Below are 15,787 nucleotides of genomic sequence, written 5' to 3'. Positions count from 1 at the left end.
CTCAATCAGCGATAGCAGTTCCTGTCGTTCTTTATTCGCCAGCTTCACTGGCGTTGCATGGCGGCCTCGGCTCATCGAGAGATGATAACCGAGGCAAATTATTATTCAACCTATTTACGGGATGTTGTACTAGTACCCGACCGTCAGCGATGCGCTGGGCAACGAGCGACAGAAGCTTGTCATGGTCAACTGATCCAAAGAAGTCCTTCAGATCCGCGCCTACAATCCATTCCCTGCCGCCTTCGATCTCCCTCCAGATCTTGCGCAAAGCGTCGTGTGTCGATCGCCCTCGCCGATAGCCGAAGTTGGCCTCGTCGAATACCGGCTCGAAGATCGGCTCCAGACGGTTGAGCAGCGCTTGCTGGCATACGCGATCGTAAATCGACGGTATGCCGAGCTTGCGGAACTCCCCCGGTTTGCCGACTTTCGGGATCGAGACCTGCCGAACCGGTTGCGGCTGGTAGGTCCGCGCACGCAGTTCTGCCTGCAGACGGTCCAGATGCTGGTCCGCCTGTTCGGCAAAGTCTGCCACGCTGATTCCATCGACGCCGCCACTGCCCCGGTTGGCCCGGACTCGCTCCCAGGCGACTTCCAGATTCTTCCGTTGATAAACCTTGTCAATTAATGAGTGGACCTTCCTTGCTTCCATCGGGTTGATCCAGTCAGACAGTCTCCTCGGGCGCGGATGTACGGGTATTTCGCTCATGGAACTGATCCTCCTCCGTGTCCTTACTCACTGTCGTCCGGGTTCTTCCCAATCATCTTCGCCGGCTGCCTTCCCCGACCCACCTCTGTCGCCGATCGCTCGGTCACGTAGTTTTGGCTACGCTTCAGGTACTACTCAGCCGTCCGACTACTGGCACAGCACCGCTCGCCACTTCGCTCCTCGCTTATAGGCTTGCTTCCCGCGGTGCCACCCGCGGACTGTGCCAGTTCTCCTGGGGTCACACGCTGTTCTTCCGTACCGTGCCGTCCGCAAACACCTTGGTGCGGTGGGTGAATGAGAACGCCTTCGCCTCCATAGTGCAGGCTCGACCTTGCCCCACCTTTGGCCGACCGGTTCGTCATCGGGGCAGCCCCCATCGACTACGGCCCGGTACTTCTCCTCATGCCCTTCGGATTCCGCCTCACGGCGGACACCCTGCCCTCCGGAGTACTGCGAGATGATGGCTTCAGGTCCGCCTTGTCCGTATCCGGCTTTCGCCTTCGTGCCCAGTTAGAGAATGAAAGGGACTTCCCCATCCCGAGGCTGCGGCGGAAGCCGCGAGTCGGCATCAATGTGCCAGGATGAAGTTGCGAACGTTCATCGACACCAGCGAGAGGGGAAGTCCCTTTCATTCTCTAGACGTCTCCATACCTTCCCACCTCTCTCCGGCCAGCGAGGCATTACCCCCGCTTTCGGATATGGCGCCCCTCATCCGGGCGCCAGAGGGACTTCAACCCTCCGGAACAACGCGCTGCCCAGCGCACACTACGGCGGAGTCTGACTTCTCACGCCCGTACATCATCGGCTTCGGCTCCTCACCTTCCCGACGCGGGCCTGGCTAATACCGCTACAACGCCAGGTCAGACGTGAGATCTCCCGGTTCCCGTGCAAGGCGCTTGCGTGCATGCCAGGTTCTACGACCACGCCGGATCGGCAGGCACTCGCGATGTCGCGCCCGCTCGTATTGCCTTCCACGAACTGGAGCGCGTCGGCATCCGGGATATAAACCATTTCGTGGCTCCATGGCTGGCCTACACATTCCCCTGCCGACGCTTCGCTGACCTCCTCGCGGATGCCCGCGCACGGCTCGGGGGCGATGTGGCTCGCTATGCCTTCATCGTAGTGGACTCTCACCACCTACACCTTGCCGGTCTCCCGGCGCACCCAATACGGGTTCTCCACCCACTGCCAGACCACTTCCTCGTCCGACAGATCGAACGCATATGGAGATACAACAAACCTGCAATCAGCCTCAGTGACGTGGCCGGTCGACCCTTGCGTGAGACGAAGCTCGCGCTCATCGACGCATTCAATCCGTCCCAGTTGATCAGATCGGCCAGACGCACCAGTGGATGCTTCAGGTTGATCTGCTCGCGCAGAGGATGCCGGAACAAATCGCCTTCGCTCACTGCTGTCTTCGGACCCATCCAGACCTCGACAGAATTTGCAGGAAACAACCCCTAATCTGCCAGGTTCCTGCAAATGCATCAACAACTTTCCACTTCAAACCCTTGCTGCACAAGGTCCTTAGAATTTTTCAGGCTCGACTAACTCGAATGCCATTGCTAACGTAACTGCGACGACTCTTCGGCGCAGCGCCTTTCTAGCACAAACACTTCCCGCCGTCATCACCCAGCGCGCTTTGCGCGTCTGCACTACTCGCCCTGCGGGCTGCTTACGACGCACAAAGCGTCATACGTGCCCGGCTGCACAATCGCCGCACGTCGCTCAATGAGGGAACCGCTCGTTCAACGGGATTCCACAACGCCGCCACTGAGTCTCGGATTTAGACCGGCGTTCACAACTGCCGGTCGTGGACCAAGATGTCGTGGATCGAACGTGCGCTCACGATAGGGTTCGAGAGGAATTTCGGCCGTCGTCGATATACGGTCGTCCAATGCACGTTAAGCAAATGTCGGTCTCGCTTCGCCTGAGGCAGCTTTAGCGGCCCGTTCTCTAGCGGCCGGAGGACCACCGCTACGCGCAAACAGTTGCATCGGGGACGTGCTAAAACGGCGCGGCAAGCGTGAATACGTGAAAACATGATCGCGCTGCGCGCGTTAGCGACACTGCGACCAATGCCAGTAGTCATTCGAAAGAACGTTTGTGAAACGAAACGAGTGTTGCTGCACAAACCACCGTGCGGTAGACCGATTTAGCAACAACGCCAGTCGAGGCTGATGGAAATTATTGGCTGATTCGTCGCATTTGCAACATTGATGCTCGATTCCAGACAATAGCGATCGCTGGTTGCTCAATAAAAAGAACACAGGATTCCCCATTTCCAGACTTCTGCCGTTGGCATACTCATTGCATGGATCCCGACAAGGCATCAGCTACCCTTCGGCCGAGCGGAAATCAACTTCCTGCCAAGCCAGGATTTGTTTCTGGTACTTAACTTAAATTGAATGGAATGAAATCGAATCGCTTTTTTTGAATCGGTCGGAGAATAATCTTGAAAGTTTCCGAATACCTGCTTCACTTTATCAAAAATGCTGGCATTTCCCGCGTCTTTGGTGTCCCAGGCCGCGAGAACGCGCACATATTGTTTAATGAGGTGGACGATATAGACTTCGTCACGGGCCGAGTGGAGTTTAATGCCGGAGTGGCCGCTGAGTTTTCAGGCCGATGCACGCTGCGCCCGCAGGTTGTTTTCTGCACGATGGGGCCTGGCGCGACGAACATGGTAACAGCTGCGGCTTCGGCCCACCTCAACCATTCGCCGCTTCTAATCGTTTCCGCCCAACTGGAACGAGATGATCGTCATTACAACGTGACCCACCAATGCGTGGATCAGCGCGCCATTTTCGCACCGGTCACGAAGCTTTCGCTGGAGCTGGAAAATCCCGAAGATCTTCCTGACGTTCTGCAACATGCGTTCTCCGTCATGATGATCGACCCACCGGGGCCTGTGCATCTGAGTATCCCAGCCGATATATATTCGATGACCCACCCGCGTTTGGTCGCCGACGGATTCCCAGAGGTACCAACCAGGCTCTTATGGCCCCGTTCCAACCTTAGCGCGTCTAGCGTTAGGACAGTTATCGAGTACTTGCGGAAAGCAGAGCGTCCAATATGCCTGATCGGCCACGAAGTCATCAGAGCGGGCGCAGAGCGCGCGCTGGTCGAATTTTGTAAAAGATGGAATATACTGATGATGGCGTCTGCAAACGCCAAGGGCTTCCTATCCATGACTGATCCCCTATACATCGGTTCGGCCAGCCCATACATGGAAGGAATACTCAACTATCCGACAGCGCTTGACGACGTCTTCAATGACGTCGATCTCATTCTTAACTTCGGTTATCAGTACGTCGACGATATCTTGCCGAAGATGTGGTGCCGCGGCAAACCTAAGAATGTAATTCACATTTCTGCACACTCTGCGGAAATGATAAAGGAAAAGTATCGGTTCGACTTCGAGGTAACGTCGAACGTCTTAGATTCGCTTCAGCAACTGGGTGAATATGCGGCCACCCCGAAGCAGCACTTTCCGGCCGATAAGTTGAAGACAACAATACAATCCCATCGCCGACGGAGAAGTTCGTACGGGCGGCTCAGTCCCATCGAGGTGGTGGAGGCCGTCAACAAGAATATCGGCGGAGGCAAGTTTATAACGGACATCGGATACTACCGTCATCACGCGATTCTTTTCAGCGAGCCGACTAGCACGGGCCAATTCTTTACCGATGCTGGCCTCTCCAGCTTCGGGACAGGGCTTGCGAGTGCAATAGGAGCCCAATTTGTTGACCCGGACAACTCCGTGTTTCTTATTGCAGGAGATGGCGGCTTTCACTCCGGGAGTTGCGATCTGGAAACAGTAGCCCGTCATACGCTCCCTATCGTCATGCTAATCCTGAACAACAACGCGTTCGGGCTAATTGAACGATATCAGCAGCGGGGAGGAAACGGAGCGAACGAAGCAATCTTGAAGTTCGGGAGCGTGGACTTCCCAGCGCTTGCCAAGGCGAACGGCGTCGCTGGGGCACGGGCTAGCTCATTCGAAGAGCTTGATAGCGCTATTGCGGGACGTGATCGGAGCAAGCCGATTTTGATCGAGGTACCGCTCGAGTATGCTGAGGGAGACGAATTCAGAGAATCGTTCTAACACGACACCCTCGGTTAATTTCCTATACAAATGAACCTATATAGGCGAAGAGAATGATCTGTCCCGCTCGAAAATCCGAGCGGCGGAGCGTAACGCTGAAGATGCAGTTGCAACGGAGATGGAGAACACATGAAGGCATCGATTGCTCAAATACACCAAGATTAATTTATTCGCGCAACGGCGGATCATTGAAAATTCATTATTTCAACAGACTAGCACGCCGTTGGGTCGCTTGTCTCCTTCTTTTAGGCATCAAATGATTCGCACCAATTTTATTGACCGAGTTAATCACAAGATCCCGAAATGGCACTTCGAGATGCTGCATGATTCTGCTCGCAATGCAGCGATAGAAGCAGCAATCGCATCGTCTGGTGTCGGCGGAAAGATTGTGGTGGAAATCGGAACTGGCGCGGGCCTTCCCGCTCTCTTATTTGCAAAATATGGTGCCAAAAGAGTGTTCACATGTGAGGTGAATGGAGAAATCGCTGACGTGACGAGAAAAATCATTCAGAAAAACAATTTTCACGATCGCATTATCATCATTTCAAAATCATCGAGACAGGCTATTATTGATTGCGACCTCCCTTCAACACCAGATATTATATTCACCGAAACGTTGGATTGCGGCGTCATCGGCGAAGGCTATGAAACGATCGCTGAAGATGGCCAGATTGCGGGGCCAGGCACGGTTGTGATGCCAGATCGCATTCAACAATTCGGTTTTCTTTGTACTGACGAAAAAGCTTTTGAAAAAATTTCGTATTTAATCAGTGTGGATTTGATTTTTCCGAGTTTAACGAGTTCTCCGAAAGGTCGTATATCCCTTCCAATCAAATGGCGCATGATCCGATAAGAATTTCACCGCCAATTCTTTTGAAGAGCTTTGACTATTTGAATCCGAGTTCCTCAGATGTTGTCGATCATAAAATTTTTATATACAGATCTGGGATTTGTCACGGAATGACGTCATACTTCGATGCCTATTTTGGCAAGTTTCTTGTTACCTCAAGAGGTCCGACTAGTCATTGGACCGCCGCTTTTCATCCGTTGCCAGAACCGATGTTAGTTGAGTCAGGGCAGTACTATCATTTGAGAGTTGATAAAACAGGGTTGATCGAGCTAATATGAGGACATGAAGTATCGTCATCGTGCTCTCGGGTCCAACCGATGGATCCGGTCGGTAAACGCAATACCATCCTGCCGACGTCGCCATCCCGACGTCGTTTCCGATCGCCGCGAGGAAGCAAGGCGCGGTGAGCTGTAGCCCAGTTCCATCGCAACGCGTGTCACGCCGTGCACGCCCGCAAGCAGTTCAATCCCCCTGAACAGGCGCATGCGACGGCGCCAGGAGCGCAGGCTCATGCCGGTTTCAGCGACGAACCGGCGAGCCAGCGTGCGCGTCGACATGCCGAACATCGCCCCTCACTCTTCCGTGCCGCGCAGGTCCGCTGGATCTGCGTAAAGCGCTTCGCACAACGTCATCAGCGCTGCATCCCGCGGCCAAGGCAATGCCGACGGGAACACCGGCGCACGTCGCAGCTGATCGAGAATCAGGTGGGTGATGCGCCCCGCATAGCCGTCTTCGTCAGGTTGCCCTTCGATTTCGCTAGCCTCGACGATCAGCGGCTTCAGCAACGGCGAGACGGTGAACACGCTCGGACTCGTGCCCGGCAGCGCCGGCCCCGCGTCGTCCGAGATCCACAGGCTTCGAAATTCCGCGCCCAGGAGCGAACCGACCCCATGCCGCGCGCCGGTGGCGAGCCACACGGCCTGATCCGGCGAGATGACACATGATCCTCCTCCCGCGATCACCGTCAGCGTACCCGAGATCACCTACTGATGCCAGCCATGATGATGTTCGGAAAGCAGTGGCGGGCGGGAATGAACTGCGCGCGCACCCTGAGGGGTGCCGGTGGCGCTTCGATCGTCTCCCAAACCATGATGATTCTCCAGTTAGCAGATGTTCTATACATCTTGTCCATTGATCGAAATACCGACACGGAGAAACTTGGTCTAATCATCGTCATGCCTGTCTCGCGACAACGCACGCGCAATTGAGCACTGCAACCCCGAACGCCAACGATTCTTACCGGAGTGTCCCGCCTCATGGCTTGTTTCGGCCGCTACAGCCTGCCCCTTTCGACGACGTCCGAATTCGCGGCCGAGCGCTATCGCTCCGGTGTCGACCTGCTCCTGTCCCTGTGGCCAGGCGTGGCCGAAGCGCTCGACGAGGCGATCGCGGCCGATCTAGAATTCGCGCTGGCGCAGGCGGCGCGGGCACGCCTGCATGCGATTCGCGCCGAGATCGGCGAGGCGCGCGCGATGATCACAAACGCAGTCGCACTCGCTGCCCGCAACGGCACGCCGCGCGAGCGCAGCCACGTCAACGTGCTGTCGCTCGTAATCCACGGACAGTCCGCACAGGCACTGACGGCCGCGCTCGAACATGCCGATAGCTGGCCGCGCGACGTGATCGTGATGTCGCTGCCGCTCGGCGCGTTCGGCCTGTTCGCGTTTTCGGGCATGGCGGATCACGATCAGGCACGCGTCGATCTTTGCGAGCCCCATGCGAGGCATTTCGGGGACGACGACTGGTGGTTCTTGACGTATCGCGGCTGGGCGCATGGCGAAAACGGCGACGTCCGGCTCGGCCGTACGCTGACGCAGCGTGCACTCGAATTGCGCCGGCACAACGTCAATGCCGCGCACGCGGTCGCACACGTGCTGTACGAGGCCGGCGCGAACGACGAGGCCGACGCGATGATCGCCGGCTGGCTGCCTGAATACGACCGCAGCGGCATCCTTCACAGCCACATTGCATGGCATGCGGCGCTGATCGCGCTCGAACGCGGCGATACCGGACGCGCGCTCGCGATCTACGACGCGCAGGTTGCGCCTGCAGCGTCGCTGGGCGTGCCGATCGACGTGGTCAGCGATACCGCTTCGTTCCTCTGGCGCATGCAGGCTTACGGTCACACCGTTTCCGACGGCAAGTGGGACGATGCGGCCCGGTATGCATCGGACTACTTCCGGCAGGCGGGCTTCCCTTTCGCCGATGTCCATATGGCGTTGATCGCGGCAGCCACGGGCGCGAAGACGGCGCTCGACGAGCGTGCCGGCGATCTGCCGTGCAGCGCTCGCATTCGCCGAGGAGCAATACGCACAATGCGCGGCGATTCTCGAGCCCGTCGCGCACGAAGCGATACGCATCGGCGGCAGCGGCGCGCAACGCGAAATCGTGCAGGACACGCTGCTGATCGCGTGGATGCGCAGCGGCGACGCCGACAAGGCACGAGCGCTGCTCGAGCAGCGCCTGCATCGACGCCCGTCACCGCGCGATACGCGCTGGCTGGGTCTGCTCGTCACTGCCTGATTCGATCGTTTCTTGTCGACGTAACCCGACAGCGGCGCGACCCGCGACCTCCATCCAGCCCTGCCCGTCGACCGCTGGCACCCCTGCCGGAGCGTATGGGCATTTCCGTCCGATTCGGCGCGAGGACGGTGTGCGAGAAAGCGGACAGTCGCGCAACCGCCAAGGAAGTCATATGTGTTCAAGCATCGTGGAACCGCGCACCGGGTTGCGGCGCTGGCTGTCGATGGAATCGGGCCGGTCGCCGCGATCGCGCAGCTGTTCGGTACGGCGCTGTGGTTCAGCGCGAACAGCACGGCCCCGGACCTGATGCGGCTCTGGCACGCGAGCGCTGCCGACATCGGCTGGCTGACCAGCGCCATACAACTGGGCTTCATCTTCGGTACGCTCGCGATCTCGCCGAGCGGTGCCGCCGATCGATTTCGCGCGAGCTGGATTTTCGTATGCAGCGCCGTACTCGGGGCCGCCTTCAACCTCGGTTTTGCGTGGCTGTCGAGCGGTCTCGTCACGGGCGCCGCGTTCCGGTTCGGCGTCGGCATCTGCCTCGCGGGCATCTATCCGATGGGCATGAAGCTGATCGTCGGGTGGGCGCCGGATCGCACGGGTTCCGCGCTGGCCCAGCTGGTCGCCATGCTGACGCTCGGTACGGCGCTGCCGCACGCAATGCGGGTCGTCGGCACCGGTCTGGCGTGGCAGTGAATCATTACCGCTACGTCGGTGCTCGCGCTGATCGGCGCCAGCGTGATCGGCCTCCTCGGTGACGGCACCCATCCGCGGACGAACGCCGCCGTCGGGCAGCAAGGCGGCCCGGCCGCTGTGCTCGGTGCGCTCCGGATCCGCGAATTTCGTGCGGCGACACTCGGCTACTTCGGCCATATGTGGGAGCTCTACACGTTCTGGACCGCCGTGCCGCTTTTGATCGCACATACCGCGCTGGCGTCGCAGTTTCCCCGTTTAGGCGTGTCGGGCCTCGCCTTCAGCGTCATCGCCACGGCCCAATCGGCTCGCTCGTCGGCGGGCTGCTGTCGCACACGCTGAGCAGCGCGAAGGTTGCGCTCGGTGCATTAGCCATCTCAGGGCTCTGCGCACTGACTTTCGCACTCGCATGGCGCGTGCTGCCGCCGATGGCCATGGCGGCGCTGCTCGTCGTCTGGGGCGCGTCGGTAGTCACCGATTCGCCGCAATTCTCGGCGCTGGCGGCACGCGCGTGCCCGCCTGCGTGGATCGGAGGCGCGCTGGCCATTCAGAACTCGGTCGGCTTCGCCATCACGGTCGTCCCGATCGCGGCCACCACCGTGCTGCTCGAGCGGATCGGGCTCGACGCGATCTGGCTGCTGGTGCCGGGGCCGGCGGTCGGGCTAGCAGCGTTCCTGTGGACCTCGGGCCGGGGCACGGCGACAGCATGAGCCGCACGGGTGCGTCGCGTCGTGGGGCCACGGGCCGATCGACGCGCCGCGCGCGCAACAGCCCCCGCGATCGCCGGGTGCACGTAATGTGGGGAGTTCAACGATGCTCGATCTCCAGTATCTTTCGATCCTGAAGGAAGTCCAGCGACTCGGCAGCCCGACCGCGGCCGCCGAGCGCCTGAACGTCACGCAGTCGGCGCTGTCACATATGGTCCGCGAGTTCGAGGAGCGGCATGGCGTCAAATTCTGGACCAAGAACGGGCGCGGCCTGCGCTTTACGCACGCGGGCGAATACCTGCTTGCACTCGCGGAGCGCGTGCTGCCGCAGATTGAACACGCCGAGCGCACGCTCGTCGAGTTTGCCGAAGGGCGACGCGGCGCAAGTGCCATCCCTGCCAGAAATGGCTGACGCGGCTGACTTCACGTTATCTCGCAGGCTGGCCGGATGTCGATTACGACGTACGGACCGCGTTCGGCTTCGATGGCGTGGTAGCACTGCTCGGCTATGAAATCGACCTGCTCGTCACACCCGACCCGATCGACCTGCCCGACGTCGTGTTCGAACCGGTCATCGACTACGAGTTGATGCTGGTGGTACACGAGCAGCACCCGCTTGCAGCGCGCGAATTCGCGCTGCCGCATGACCTGCTCGCCGAAGAACTGATCACGGTGCCGGTCAGCAAGGAGCGGCTCGATACGCGCTTCCTTGTCCCAGCCCATTGCCGGCCCAAATTTTATCGCACCGCTGAGCAGACCGATCTGATGCTACAGCTCGTTGCCGCCCAGCGTGGGGTCGCCGTGCTGCCAGACTGGCTAGTTATCCAGGAAGACTGCCATGCCAATTCGCACGGTTCGCAACGGCCAAGACGGAATACATAAGAGCATCTATCTCGCCGGGTTCCTCGCACTGGCGCGGCAATTCAACGTAACGTCGGATGCGAGATCGTCTCAAGAGCCTGTGTGACGCCCGCGCCGCAAGCGCGCATATTGCCCGAATGCCCAAAATATTCTCGACCGCTTTCAGATCGTCGCCAAGATGAACAAGGCCATCGACGAAGTTCGTGCCGACGAGGCCTGGCGCATGACTCGCGACGGTTATGAGCACGTGCTCCAGAAATCCCGCTGGTGCCTGCTCAAGCGGCGCGAGAATCTCACCGGCAAGCAACGCGTCCGCCTGCGAGAATTGCTTCAGTACAACCTGCGCACCGTGCGGTGCCTATCTGCTCAAGGAAAAGTTCCAGCAACTCTAGGACTATAGCTCTCCAACAGTCACGCATGTAATTCGCCGTTTGACAGCGTTGCGCGCAAGAACAAAATTGCAATAAGAGACACGAACGGTCCCTTACTGGACATCGACGACCTCGCGCGTCTTGTCCCCGCCTCCACACTGCGCCTTGCCTCACACGGCGATCGGACGCCATAGCAACCGTGTGGTCCAGTTGTGTGCGCAAGGAAGCGGAACGGGAAGCTGGCTGGGACTGACCGGACAAGCTCATAGATGATGGGGCGATCTGGTTTGCATGCCCGGCGTCCTCCGGTCGATCCCATAGGCGGCTACGCGCCGTCATGGTGTGGGGCGTAGCCGCCAAAGTACCGTTGCGTTCGTGCGACAAAGCGGCGTGCTTTTAGTAGGCGGCAACAAACGAGTACATTGGCGATGGCGAACCAGAAAATATCGACATCAAATCAGAGACCTGCGAGTGCAATCCGAGTCCTCTCCTAGGCATCGAATGATGGTCGATAGCAATATAGAATCCGAATTACTTATTCTTCAACACAAGCTGGAGAGCTTTCGATCGATTAACGTCCATTTTGGAACAACGCGATCCGGCTGTGAGCGAGCACGTTTGTGACTACATCGAAAGTTCGAGGTCGGGAAATGTTCTCGCCCTGCGCTCTGCATGTCGTTCACCGGCCGCCACCGGTGTCATGGTTTTTTTGGGGCGGAGACAGCGTAAAGCCGATTCCGCCACGGACGGCGGCGTTGCGTGCGCGTCCGCGAGAACGTATGTACCGCGTATATGCCGTGTGCGTGAACATGCTCTCGTTGGTGGCTCAGTTGAGTGATTCTCGTCGTTCGTGAATTATCGTGACATGGCGTGAGCATCGCTCCCTCCATCCGGCCACATCATGTGAACTGCTAACTAATGGCGAAGACTGAACGCCTTGTTTTCCCCGAACAACCTATTATGATAGGTGACTATGCCGCACTACCTGAGTACGTTAGCCATTCCGTAAAGCACTGGCGGTCATCTGTCGTATCCGCGGTGGAGCTTCGTTTCTGGACCACCGCGGGTCTTTTTGATCAGAAACGCACTTCCTCTCCGCCTTGGGAACAAGTCTTTCCCCGGCAGATCTGCGATTCTTTTCCGTTGCGTGTCGTTTATTGCCGCGTCCCTCCTTGTCTACAGCGGTTGATATTGACGAAGAGGACTTGAAGGAATCTCTGCGAGGACAGCGAGACAAGCCCGTCCAAACAGCTTCGTGGAGCGCAACGCGTCCGGCATCATGAGCAGTTCGAGCAAAATCGGATTACAAAATGTTGTTCATTGGTCAGCGCCCCCCACAAGCCAAAGGATTGCAGCATGCCCGCACCGACCAGTATGAAACCGCTCTATCTCGATCTTCCTGCCGTTGCTGCCACTGTCTCCCTTTCAGAGACGAGCGTGCAAAAGCTCGTTCGCGAAAACCAGTTTCCAAAGCCCAGGATGCTATCCGGACGTCGCGTCGCGTGGCTCACCCGCGAGGTCGAAGCGTGGGCCGAGGAGCGCCCCGTGTCGGATCTTCTCCCTCCTCCAAACACCGGTCACAGCAATCGGCGCCGTCGCGCTACTTCCTCACAGGATACGTGGCAGCGATCTCCTCGAGGCGATGCGACAACCGGGTAAGCCAGTCCCGCCGTTCCCTGTCGTAGGTATGACGGTTATAGATTCCAACGACACCTGGCTGTACATGGCCGAGTACCGCCTCCCCGATTTCATTGGGGCAACCGAGCGTTGCCAGCAGTGTTCGCGTCGTTCGCCGAAGATCATGGGCAGACCAGTGCGTGACCGGCAGACGAGGTCGGTCGTGTTTCGGTGCAATCTTGCAATATGGCTGGTGGTAGTAGACGCCGTGCTGAATCACAGTCTGGTTCATCGCCGTGGCACGCGATGATGAAGGAAACAGGAATGTTCCCTTGGCCTGATCTAGCCGCCGACGCACGACGACTTCGGCACGGCCGATGAGCGGCAGCCGTAAATCCGTTGCTCGCTCGTTATGAAGCCCCTTGGTCTTGTGCTTCGGGATGGTCCACCACAGGCCGTCAGCCTCCTCGGCAATTTCGGTTTCCTCCATGGCGACGATTTCGCCGCTCCTTGTGCCGGTCCAGAGGTAGAGCGTCAATGCGTCAGCAACGGTCAAGCTGAAGTTCGGTAACCACCGGATCAGCGTGCCAAGTTCGTCTACCGAGAGGACGCGCTTCTGCGTCCCGGTATACTTCCCCTCGACCTTGCGTCCTTTGCTCTTCAAGCGCCCTCTCAGAACCTCACGCCACCAGTTCGCAGTGTCCTCTGGAAGGCGGCCAGCATCGAGCGCGTAATGCCAGGCGCAACCAAGCTCCATGCGAAGTCGCGACGCGAGCATGGGCGTGCCCCGGTACGATTCGAGGAAATCGAAGGCCTAGGCGCGCGTGATGGTCGCAGCGCACATATCTGCGATCGGATCAAGCATCGCCTTGAAGATGCGAGCGACCTCTATCGCCCCCTTCGCCTTGCGGCTCACCTCCATGTACCCTTCGAGATAGTCGCGACAGGGCTGCCTGACGGTGTACTCGTCCGGTGATGGACGGGCTGCCGCCCGCTCCTTCTTTCGACGTAGTGCGGAGAGCTCGGCGCCAGTATCGCGCTCGACGCGGTTCGTTTCCCATGCAGCGATTGCTGCTGCAAATGCCATCACAGGCCATTCGCCAAGTTTCACCTGTCGCATGCGGCCGTCAACCGGTGACTTGTAGCGATACGTCCACGACTTCCGGCTCGTCGAAGCCTGCAGACGTAGTCCCGGAAATCCCTCAAAGGTCATGTGCTCGCCGATCGGCAATTTGGCCGCGACACGTGCATCAAAGCGCATAGTTCACTCGGCGTGGGTTTTTCGAGAGAAGGATACGCGGCGTAGGTTTTCTCGGCAACGGCGAAAAAACCTACGCCATGACAACAAGTTTAAGCGAGTGGAGACGAGCGTACGTACGGAAATCAGGGCATCGCAGAACGCACAATTTTCTCTTTTTAATTCCGCGACTTATCTACGATCTCGGACGCGTTTTGACGATTCCAGCCGGTGCTGGATTTACGGCTATTCGTTTTCGCCATGCAAAAATGACTGAAGGACAGAAGGACTCGACACTCGGTCGAGACGACTTGCCGACGCTGGTAGTCACGCTGCTCAGGGCGTGGTGTATCGCGACGGAAACGAGCGCCTTTGGGCTTCGCTGCTCGAATTGCAAGCGCGCGTGCGCGATCACGTTGCCGTGCTTGGGCTCGAACTCGCGGTGGACGACGCGGAAGGTTACGCATTCCTGAAAAGCCGTGCCGAGCCAGAGACCGACGTCGAGAACGGCGAGCCGGCAAAGCTGCCGCGCCTCGTCGCCCGCCGCCCGCTTTCGTTCCCTGTAAGCCTGCTGCTCGCGCTGCTGCGAAAAAAGCTCGCGGAATGGGATGGCGGCGGCGGTGACACGCGGCTCGTCCTGACGCGCGAAGAGATCCTCGAACTCATGCGCGTGTTCCTTCCCGCGAGCACCAACGAGGCGCGCCTCGTCGACCAGATCGATACGCACGTGAACAAGATCATCGAGCTCGGTTTCCTGCGCCGGATGAAAACCACGGGCGGGCCGCCCGCATTCGAAGTGCGGCGCATCCTGAAAGCCTTCGTCGATGCGCAATGGCTGCTCGACTTGGACGCGCGCCTTGCGAGTTACCGGGCGCAACTGGACAGCTCGACGGTTTCGGATCGACAGGATGGCAGCAATGAATGAGCCGCGCACGCTTGGCCTCGATTTTTCCGCCGACGATAGACTGACGGGCTTTCGCCTCGAGCGGCTCGAGGTCTTCAACTGGGGCACGTTCGACGACCGGATCTGGGTACTGGGGGTGAATGGCCGCAACGGCCTGCTAACGGGCGATATCGGTTCAGGCAAGTCGACACTGATCGACGCGATCACAACGCTGCTCGTGCCCGCGCAGCGGATCGCCTACAACAAGGCTGCGGGCGCAGACAGCAAGGAGCGCAAAGCCCGTCAGCCTGCGCGACCATAACAGCAATTCGGTGATCCTGGGCGTCTTCCGTAACGCAGGGTACGATACGACCGTCACACTCGCGCAGGTGTTCTGGATGAAAGACGCGCATGCCCAGCCCGCGCGGTTCTTCGTCTGCGCCGAACGCGAGCTCTCGATCGCTGCCGACTTTTCACGCTTCGGCACCGACATCGCCCAGTTGCGCAAGAAACTACGCGGGCTTGGCGCCGAAATCGAGGATACCTTTCCCAAATACAGCGCCTGGTTCCGGCGGCGCTTCGGGATCGAAAACGAGCAAGCGCTCGAACTGTTTCATCAGACCGTCTCGATGAAATCGGTCGGCAACCTGACCGACTTCGTGCGCAGCCACATGCTCGAGCCATTCGACGTCGCGCCGCGCGTCGACGCACTGATCACCCACTTCGACGTTCTCAATCGCGCTCACGAGGCGGTTCTCAAAGCCAAGAGCCAGGTAGGGCTGCTGACACCGCTCGTCGCGGACTGCGATCTCGTCGCCAGGGGCGACCTGCCTGGTGGCAAGACACGCATCAAGGATCTCGAGGTCGCGTGGGACGAGGCCGAAGCTGGCCTGAAACCACGCGCGGCCGACGACTGGCACGTGCTCGACAAGGCGATCGACCGCGCGCTCGAAGCGCTGCGCGCTGACCACCCGACGCAGTCCGACTGCACGGCCGCGATGAACGACCTCCTGCACACGTTCGACAGGCTCGCCGGCAAGACCTCGTGACGCGCATGCGGAAATCGCAGGCGCTGATTCCGGCTATCGCTCGTGGAGTGGAGGTATGCGGATACTGCTTGTCGAAGACGACCCGATGATTGGCGAAGCTGTCCAGGCTGCGCTGAAGGACGCCTCGTACGCGGCAGATCGCGTCACGGACGGCGCGCTCGCGCTGACCGCGTTCGCCGCGC

Annotated in this window: 10 protein-coding genes and 7 pseudogenes; 12 read left to right on the top strand and 5 right to left on the bottom strand. The window is 59.1% G+C overall.

The features are described from left to right. Positions 1–31: 31 nt before the first annotated feature. Positions 32–706: a reverse transcriptase domain-containing protein gene (locus tag AB4Y42_RS42285; protein ID WP_368697652.1), complete on the bottom strand. Its 675-nt coding sequence runs from the start codon at positions 704–706 to the stop codon at positions 32–34. A 1,164-nt stretch (positions 707–1,870) separates the two neighbouring features. Then, positions 1,871–2,133: pseudogene (locus tag AB4Y42_RS42280) on the bottom strand (transposase); the annotation flags it as partial. A 1,028-nt stretch (positions 2,134–3,161) separates the two neighbouring features. Here AB4Y42_RS42280 and AB4Y42_RS42275 point away from each other — a divergent pair. Beyond that, positions 3,162–4,814: a thiamine pyrophosphate-binding protein gene (locus AB4Y42_RS42275; protein ID WP_368697651.1), complete on the top strand. Its 1,653-nt coding sequence runs from the start codon at positions 3,162–3,164 to the stop codon at positions 4,812–4,814. 142 nt (positions 4,815–4,956) lie between these two features. Then, complete coding sequence (locus AB4Y42_RS42270; protein WP_368697650.1) at positions 4,957–5,667, top strand: hypothetical protein; 711 nt, start codon at positions 4,957–4,959, stop codon at positions 5,665–5,667. A gap of 290 nt (positions 5,668–5,957) precedes the next feature. Here AB4Y42_RS42270 and AB4Y42_RS42265 read toward each other — a convergent pair whose 3' ends face one another. Next, the gene (locus tag AB4Y42_RS42265; RefSeq protein WP_368697649.1) at positions 5,958–6,230 is read right to left on the bottom strand and encodes a helix-turn-helix domain-containing protein; all 273 of its coding nucleotides are present in this window, start codon (positions 6,228–6,230) and stop codon (positions 5,958–5,960) included. A gap of 6 nt (positions 6,231–6,236) precedes the next feature. Continuing rightward, entirely contained in the window at positions 6,237–6,647 is a 411-nt protein-coding gene (locus AB4Y42_RS42260) for a hypothetical protein (RefSeq protein WP_368697648.1), read from the bottom strand. A 273-nt stretch (positions 6,648–6,920) separates the two neighbouring features. On the opposite strand from AB4Y42_RS42260, the pseudogene AB4Y42_RS42255 reads away from it, so the two are divergent. The 6 genes and pseudogenes from AB4Y42_RS42255 (at position 6,921) to AB4Y42_RS42230 (ending at position 12,478) form a co-directional block, all read left to right on the top strand. Further along, positions 6,921–8,187, top strand: a pseudogene (locus tag AB4Y42_RS42255) (tetratricopeptide repeat protein). A 213-nt stretch (positions 8,188–8,400) separates the two neighbouring features. Continuing rightward, positions 8,401–9,590, top strand: a pseudogene (locus tag AB4Y42_RS42250) (MFS transporter). Between the two features lie 103 nt (positions 9,591–9,693). Continuing rightward, positions 9,694–9,999, top strand: coding sequence for a LysR family transcriptional regulator (locus tag AB4Y42_RS42245; RefSeq protein ID WP_368697647.1), 306 nt, complete (start codon positions 9,694–9,696; stop codon positions 9,997–9,999). Continuing rightward, positions 9,996–10,469: a LysR substrate-binding domain-containing protein gene (locus AB4Y42_RS42240; protein ID WP_368697653.1), complete on the top strand. Its 474-nt coding sequence runs from the start codon at positions 9,996–9,998 to the stop codon at positions 10,467–10,469. The genes AB4Y42_RS42245 and AB4Y42_RS42240 overlap by 4 nt, the downstream gene beginning before the upstream one ends. A 157-nt stretch (positions 10,470–10,626) precedes the next feature. Next, the gene (locus AB4Y42_RS42235) at positions 10,627–10,848 is read left to right on the top strand and encodes a transposase (protein WP_368697646.1); all 222 of its coding nucleotides are present in this window, start codon (positions 10,627–10,629) and stop codon (positions 10,846–10,848) included. A gap of 1,327 nt (positions 10,849–12,175) precedes the next feature. Then, entirely contained in the window at positions 12,176–12,478 is a 303-nt protein-coding gene (locus AB4Y42_RS42230) for a helix-turn-helix transcriptional regulator (protein ID WP_368697645.1), read from the top strand. Here AB4Y42_RS42230 and AB4Y42_RS42225 read toward each other — a convergent pair. Then, positions 12,420–13,697 (bottom strand): annotated as a pseudogene (locus AB4Y42_RS42225) (tyrosine-type recombinase/integrase). The gene AB4Y42_RS42230 and the pseudogene AB4Y42_RS42225 sit on opposite strands and share 59 nt — an antisense overlap. A 319-nt stretch (positions 13,698–14,016) precedes the next feature. On the opposite strand from AB4Y42_RS42225, the gene AB4Y42_RS42220 reads away from it, so the two are divergent. The 4 genes and pseudogenes from AB4Y42_RS42220 to AB4Y42_RS42205 all read left to right on the top strand — a co-directional run. After that, complete coding sequence (locus AB4Y42_RS42220; RefSeq protein WP_368697644.1) at positions 14,017–14,598, top strand: DUF4194 domain-containing protein; 582 nt, start codon at positions 14,017–14,019, stop codon at positions 14,596–14,598. Then, a pseudogene (locus AB4Y42_RS42215) lies at positions 14,591–15,365 on the top strand (ATP-binding protein); the annotation flags it as partial. The gene AB4Y42_RS42220 and the pseudogene AB4Y42_RS42215, both read left to right, overlap by 8 nt. Further along, positions 15,363–15,605: pseudogene (locus AB4Y42_RS42210) on the top strand (hypothetical protein); the annotation flags it as partial. The pseudogenes AB4Y42_RS42215 and AB4Y42_RS42210, both read left to right, overlap by 3 nt. 55 nt (positions 15,606–15,660) lie before the next feature. After that, positions 15,661–15,787: pseudogene (locus AB4Y42_RS42205) on the top strand (DNA-binding response regulator); the annotation flags it as partial.

The organism is Paraburkholderia sp. EG286B (genome assembly GCF_040965655.1).
GTDB lineage: Bacteria > Pseudomonadota > Gammaproteobacteria > Burkholderiales > Burkholderiaceae > Paraburkholderia.
This window is presented reverse-complemented; position numbering and strand designations above follow the sequence as displayed.

Bases quoted from the DNA above. Each gene is read 5' to 3' on its own strand.
- AB4Y42_RS42235 (WP_368697646.1), top strand. From the start codon at position 10,627: ATGAACAAGGCCATCGACGAAGTTCGTGCCGACGAGGCCTGGCGCATG.
- AB4Y42_RS42265 (WP_368697649.1), bottom strand. From the start codon at position 6,230: ATGTTCGGCATGTCGACGCGCACGCTGGCTCGCCGGTTCGTCGCTGAA.
- AB4Y42_RS42285 (WP_368697652.1), bottom strand. From the start codon at position 706: ATGAGCGAAATACCCGTACATCCGCGCCCGAGGAGACTGTCTGACTGG.
- AB4Y42_RS42245 (WP_368697647.1), top strand. From the start codon at position 9,694: ATGCTCGATCTCCAGTATCTTTCGATCCTGAAGGAAGTCCAGCGACTC.
- AB4Y42_RS42230 (WP_368697645.1), top strand. From the start codon at position 12,176: ATGCCCGCACCGACCAGTATGAAACCGCTCTATCTCGATCTTCCTGCC.